This is a genomic window from Frankia sp. AgKG'84/4 (genome assembly GCF_023242965.2).
Taxonomy (GTDB): Bacteria; Actinomycetota; Actinomycetes; order Frankiales; family Frankiaceae; genus Frankia.
Map to the genome: position 1 here is coordinate 1 of NZ_JALKFU020000334.1, position 5,779 is coordinate 5,779.

General features: G+C 70.1%; 4 protein-coding genes. All 4 read right to left on the reverse strand.

Features of this window, described 5'->3' with window-relative positions; genetic code table 11:
• The coding region (locus tag MXD58_RS18375) for a glycosyltransferase family 4 protein (protein WP_250609628.1) at positions 1-896 on the reverse strand (896 nt) is incomplete at its 3' end.
• Between the two features lie 114 nt (positions 897-1,010).
• The gene (locus MXD58_RS18380; RefSeq protein ID WP_248837827.1) at positions 1,011-1,577 is read right to left on the reverse strand and encodes a DUF5994 family protein; all 567 of its coding nucleotides are present in this window, start codon (positions 1,575-1,577) and stop codon (positions 1,011-1,013) included.
• 167 nt (positions 1,578-1,744) lie between these two features.
• Complete coding sequence (dnaE, locus tag MXD58_RS18385) at positions 1,745-5,278, reverse strand: DNA polymerase III subunit alpha (RefSeq protein WP_248837826.1); 3,534 nt, start codon at positions 5,276-5,278, stop codon at positions 1,745-1,747.
• A gap of 210 nt (positions 5,279-5,488) precedes the next feature.
• On the reverse strand, positions 5,489-5,779 hold a 291-nt coding region (locus MXD58_RS18390; protein ID WP_250609629.1), incomplete at its 5' end, for a hypothetical protein.

Consider the following 5,779-nt stretch of genomic DNA (forward strand, 5'->3'; position numbering starts at 1 on the left):
GCGCGGCCCACGGCGGCGGCCGCGGCGACCGGGCCATCGACCAGGAAACCGGTGACCCCTTCGTCGACGACCTCCGCCATGGCGCCGCGCGGATAGGTCACGACGGGGGTGCCGCAGACCATCGACTCGACGACCGCCAGTCCGAACGGCTCGTCGAACGCGATCGGATGCAGCAGCGCCGCGGCCGATCCCAGCACCTCGGCCCGGGCGGCGGGTCCGACCGAGCCCAGATAGCTGACCCGTTTCCCGTCGACGTGCGGCAACACCCGTTCGGTGAAGTACCGCTCGTCCTGCACGATGCCGCAGATCACCAGGCGTCGGCCGGCGCGGCGCGCGATGTCGATGGCGGCCGCGGTGCCCTTGTCGGGGTGGATCCGGCCGAGCACCACCAGATCGTCGCCGCCGGCCGCGGAGAACGGCAGCCCGCCGGGGTCGACGCCGTGGTGAACGGTCGCGACATAGTCCAGCTCGGGACTGCGGTCGGCATCGGAGATCGACACATACGCCGATGCGGCCCGCGCGTAGGCGGGCACGATCCGCGGATCGGAGAAGCCGTGGATCGTCGTGACCAGCGGGGCCGCGAAGCTCGCCGCGAACGCGAGCGGCAGCCAGTCGAGGTGGCTGTGCACGAGGTCGAACTCGCCTGAACGGCCGAGCGCGTGCGCCACGTGCAGGGCCTCCCACACCCGGCCGTCGAGAGATGGGTCCTCGGCGTACCCGCGCGGGCAGACGCCGTCCAGTGCGCCGGCCGTCTCCGAGTCGAGCGTCGCGAACAGCGTGACGTCCACCCCGCGCCCGACCAGGCCCTCCGAGATGGTGCTCGCGACCTGCTCCCAGGGTCCGTAGTGCCGGGGCGGGGTACGCCACGCGATCGGTGCGAGGACCGCCACCTTCACCGCGCTGTCACCCCGGCTTGGTCGGCGAACCCGGCCTGGTCGGCGAACCCGGCCTGGTCGGCGAACCCGGCCTGGTCGGCCACGGTGGTCATGGGGAGCCCGCCGGCCGGGCCGCTATCTCGTCGCCCGCGCCCCGCCCACCGCGGGCCGCGGCAGGCGATCCGTCGGCGGCGTGTCGTGACCGCTGGGCGGCGGCGCGGACCGGCCGTCCAGCGACGCGGCGCCGGCGTGGCGAAGGATCTGGCTGGAGGGGCCGGACAACCGGCCTGTCGCCGCCCTCCGAAGCACGTCCCGCGCCGGATTCTCGGCGGTGTCGGAGGGGATCACCAGCAGGAAGATTCGCGGGCGGTCGCCGCTGGTCAGGGTGACGGTGTGCGGGTCGATGGTGCGATACCAGCTGATCCGCAGCGGCGATCGGTCCGGCCGGGGGAGCTGGCCGGGGATGTCCGTCCAGACCTCGCCGTTGACGGACATCCGGCTGACGGGTTCACCGGCGGCGGCCAGCGCCGCGATCAGCGCCGGAGCCTCCTGGGCCAGCCGCCGGCTGTGCGGCCACCAGGCTCCGTCGAAGGACCCGCGACCGCCGGGCGGGAGGAGGGACAGCCGCAGCTTGCGGTCATCGGCAGGTGTTCCCGGTGAAGAGACGCCGGGCGCCGTGCGTGCACCGCCATCGTCGTCCAAGCGTGCGAACGCAGCACGACCAGAAGCAGGAATCGTTTGGCCCGTCGTCATGACGGCCACCTCACTCCGGCGATGAAGACCGCCGGCTGGCTACGACCGGCGGCGACATCGAGCGAGCGTCGACGTTCAGATGCTGCCGGTCTTCTCCGACCGTAGCACGGTGGACCTCAGGCGACCGCGGCCGCGCCGAGCAGGGCCTTGAGGTCACCCATCAGCGCGGGGGTGCGCTGGACCTTGTAGGCGTCGTCGAGGCGCAGCACGGTGGTGTGGCTCGCGGCCTGCAGGCGCAGGTGCACCTCGGTGGTGCCGGGATGGGTGCCGAGCACCTCGCGCAGGCGTTCCACCGTCGGCGGGTTCACCCGGGCGACCGCCATGGTGATCACCACCGGCGGGCTGAGCGCCTGCTCGCTGAGGTCGGGCACGGTCAGTTCGGAGGCGATCAGCCGCGGGGTGTCCTCCCGCTTGTCCAGGCGGCCCTTGACGATGACGACGGCGTCCTCGGCGAGCTGGGTGGAGCACACCTCGTAGGTCTGCGGAAAGAACATCACCTCCAGGCCGCCCTCCAGGTCCTCGACCGTGGTCAGCGCCCACAGCTTGCCCTGCTTGGTGACCTTGCGCTGCAGGCTGGAGATGATCCCGCCGATGGTCACCGTCGAGCCGTCCGGGTACTCCCCGCCGGTCAGCGACGCGATGCCGCAGTCCGCCTTCGCGGCCAGCACATGCTCGACATCGCGCAGCGGATGGTCGGACACGTACAGGCCGAGCATCTCCCGCTCGTGGGAGAGCTTCACGGTCTTGTCCCACTCGTGGTCGGCGAACTCCTGCACACCGAACATGGGGGCGCTCGCCGGGTCGTCGTCGACGTCGAGGGCGAACAGGTCGAACTGCCCCTCGGCGTTCTTCTTCTTGACGCTCATCACCGCGTCGACGGCCTGCTCGTGCCGTTCGACCAGGCCGCGCCGGGTGTGACCGAGGGCGTCGAACGCGCCGGCCTTGATCAGTGACTCGATGGTGCGTTTGTTGCAGACGACCGCCTCGACCTTGTCGAGGAAGTCCGGGAACGACACGAACCTGGTCTTGGTCGACCGGGTCCGGACGATCGACTCGACGACGTTCACCCCGACGTTGCGGATCGCGGCGAGACCGACCCGGATCTCGCTCGATCCGTGCGCGGTGTAGTCGGCGAGGGAGGTGTTCACGTCCGGTGGGAGCACCTTGATGCCCATCCGCCGGCACTCGTTGAGGTAGATCGCCGACTTGTCCTTGTCGTCGCGCACCGAGGTGAGCAGCGCCGCCATGTACTCGGCCGGGTAGTTCGCCTTGAGGTACGCCGTCCAGTACGACACCAGCCCGTAGCCGGCGGTGTGCGCCTTGTTGAACGCGTAGTCGGAGAACGGGACGAGGATGTCCCACAGCGTCTTGATCGCCGCCGGGGAGTAGCCGTTGGCCTTCATCCCCTCGGAGAAGGGCACGAACTCCTTGTCGAGGATCTCCTTCTTCTTCTTGCCCATCGCCCGGCGCAGCAGGTCGGCGCCGCCGAGGGAGTAGCCGGCGACCTTCTGCGCGATCGCCATGACCTGCTCCTGATAGACGATCAGGCCGTGGGTCGTGTCGAGGATGTCGGCGAGCGGCTCGGAGAGCTCCGGGTGGATCGGGGTGGCCTCCTGCTGGCCGTTCTTGCGCAGCGCGTAGTTGATGTGCGAGTTCGCGCCCATCGGGCCGGGTCGGTACAGGGCGAGGACGGCGGAGATGTCCTCGAAGTTGTCCGGGCGCATCATCCGCAGCAGTGAGCGCATCGGCCCGCCGTCGAGCTGGAACACCCCCAGGGTGTCGCCGCGGCCGAGCAGCTCGTAGCTCACCGGGTCGTCCAGGCTCAGGCCCAGCAGGTCGATCTTGATCCCGCGGTTGGCCTCGACGTTGCGCACCGCGTCGTCCATGACGGTCAGGTTGCGCAGGCCCAGGAAGTCCATCTTGAGCAGGCCGAGCGTCTCGCAGGTCGGGTAGTCGAACTGCGTGATGATCGCGCCGTCGGCGTCGCGGCGCCACACCGGGATGTGGTCGATGATCGGCTCGGCGGACATGATCACGCCGGCGGCGTGCACGCCGGCCTGGCGGATGAGCCCCTCGAGGCCCTTGGCGGTGTCGATGACCTTGCGGACGTCCGCGTCGGACTCGTACAGCCCGCGGATCTCCCCGGCTTCGCTGAACCGCGGGTGCTTCTCGTCGAAGATCCCACCGAGGGGTATGTCCTTGCCCATCACCGCCGGCGGCATCGCCTTGGTGATCCGGTCGCCCACCGCGTACGGGTAGCCGAGCACCCGGGACGAGTCCTTGATCGCGGCCTTCGCCTTGATCGTGCCGTAGGTGACGATCTGCGCGATGCGGTCGTCGCCCCACCGCTCGGTGACGTAGCGGATCACGTCACCGCGACGACGTTCGTCGAAGTCGATGTCGATGTCGGGCATGGACACGCGCTCGGGGTTGAGGAAGCGTTCGAACAGCAGCGAGTGCGGAATCGGGTCGAGGTCGGTGATGCCGAGCGCGAACGCGACCATCGATCCGGCGGCGCTGCCGCGGCCCGGCCCCACGGGGATCCCCTGGCTCTTCGCCCACACGATGAAGTCGGCGACGACCAGGAAGTACGCCGGGAACCCCATCTGGAGGATGATCCCGATCTCGTACTCGACCCGGGTGCGGTGCTCCTCGTCGAAGCCGTCCGGGAACCGTGTGGCCATCCCGGCCCAGGTCTCCTTGCGGAACCAGCTCTCCTCGGTCTCGCCATCGGGCACCGGGAAGCGCGGCATCAGGTTCTTCTTGGCGAACATCCCCGTCGGGTCGACCCGCTCGGCGATCATCAACGTGGTCTCGCAGCCCTCCTGCCAGGCATCCGAGCCGTCGATGGCGTACATCTGCTCGGAGCTCTTCAGGAAGTAGCCCGAGCCCTCGAACTGGAAGGCGGGGTTGGCCACCGTGGACGCCGTCTGGACGCACAGCAGCGCGGCGTGGGCCTCGCGTTCCGACTCGTAGGTGTAGTGCGAGTCGTTGGTGACCACGAAGCGCATGTCGAGCTTGCGGGCGATGTCGACCAGCCCGTCACGGACCCGGCGCTCGATGTCGAGCCCGTGGTCCATGATCTCGCAGAAGTAGTTCTCCTTGCCAAAGATCTCCTGGTAGGCGGCGGCGGACTCCAGCGCCGCCTCGTACTGCCCCAGGCGCAACCGGGTCTGCACGACGCCGGACGGGCAGCCCGTCGTCGCCATGAGCCCCTCGGCGTGCTCGGCGATGATCTCGGCGTCCATCCGCGGCCACTTGATGTAGTGACCCTCGATGGAGGCCCGCGAGTTCAGCCGGAACAGGTTCTTCAGCCCGACCGCGTTGCGTGCCCACATCGTCATGTGGGTGTACGAGCCACCACCGGAGACGTCGTCGCCCTTCTGGTGCGGCTCGCCCCAGCGGACCCGCTGCTTGAGCAGCCGCGATTCCGGCGCGACGTATGCCTCACAGCCGATGATCGGCTTCACGCCGGCGGCGGTCGCCTGCTTGTGGAAGTCGTACGCGCCGTACATGTAGCCGTGGTCGGTGATCGCCACGGCCGGCATCCCCTGGCGCGACACCTCGCTGAACATGTCCTTCAACCGGGCCGCACCGTCCAGCATCGAGTACTCGGTGTGAACGTGCAGATGGACGAAGGGGTTGGACACGTCAGATCCTTCCGCGCGCGGGGCACGCCGGTCGAGGCGGACGGCCGGTCACCCCGCAGGGGACGGACTGCACCCGGCGCGCCTGATGCGCCCGCCGCAGGGAAATCGGCCGGAGGGACGGGACTTGTGGCAGCCTAGCCGCCTGGCCCGGCCGCCGGACCGCTGCCGCTCACGTGTCCCACGCCGTACTACAGAGGGTCCCGGCGGACGCTACGGGAGGAGACCACCGCGGCGCCCACCGAGATCAGCACGCCGCGCCGCGCTCCCGGCGAGACCGTCCGCGACGTGCGCGGGGCGACGTCCGGGGACACCCCTGGACCCGCCTACGGGGCCGCCCTCGCCGATCATGCCGTCCTCGCCGGCCGGGCCTGCCTCGGCTGCCTCGGCTGCGGCGGTGATCGCGGCGACCGCCCGGTCCACCTCGTGGCGTGAGGTCGCCCAGTTGCTCACCGAGAGCCGCATCGCCGCGCGCCCGCGCCACCGCGTGCCGGTCACGTACGC